Genomic DNA, 498 nt, shown 5'->3' with positions numbered 1-498 from the left:
GTGTCCGTTTCAATATGGGCGATACGGTTACTGTAAAAGTCGCGCGTGCCGATTTGGATACCAGCAAGATTGATTTGACCTTAATCAGCGGCGGTTCAGTCGGTAAGAAACGCGGCGGAAGAAAAGCGAAACCTGTGAGTAAGCCGACAGCTGCTGACAAGCCTGTCGAAAAGCGTAAGCGTAAACTTTCGGCTAAAGAAATTGATGAAGCGTTGGCTACTCCTGTGAAGGCAAAGAAGAGCAAGGTGAAAAGTAAACCTGCCTCTAAGCCTACTAAGCCAAGCAAACCTAAAGCCGCAAGCAAGAAAAAAGCGCAGGCGAAAACAGCTTCCGTCAAAGCCGGGCGTAAAAATAATGCTCAAGGTAAAAGCGTGAAGATTAAAGTGAAGAAAGCTGCTAAGAAATAAGTAGCATTCAATTCAGGCCGTCTGAAAAGTTTCAGACGGCCTGAATTCGTGATTTTATGAATAAAACCAAGGATAAATAAGATGATAAAAC

General features: G+C 44.2%; 1 pseudogene. It reads left to right on the top strand.

The window, feature by feature from the left end:
- A pseudogene (locus ACTHUM_RS18965) lies at positions 1 to 407 on the top strand (ribonuclease R); the annotation flags it as partial.
- Positions 408 to 498: the final 91 nt, after the last annotated feature.

The organism is Neisseria sp. P0021.S006 (assembly GCF_051956895.1).
Note: the sequence above shows the minus strand (reverse complement) of the source record. Positions and strands in the feature narration are given on the sequence as shown.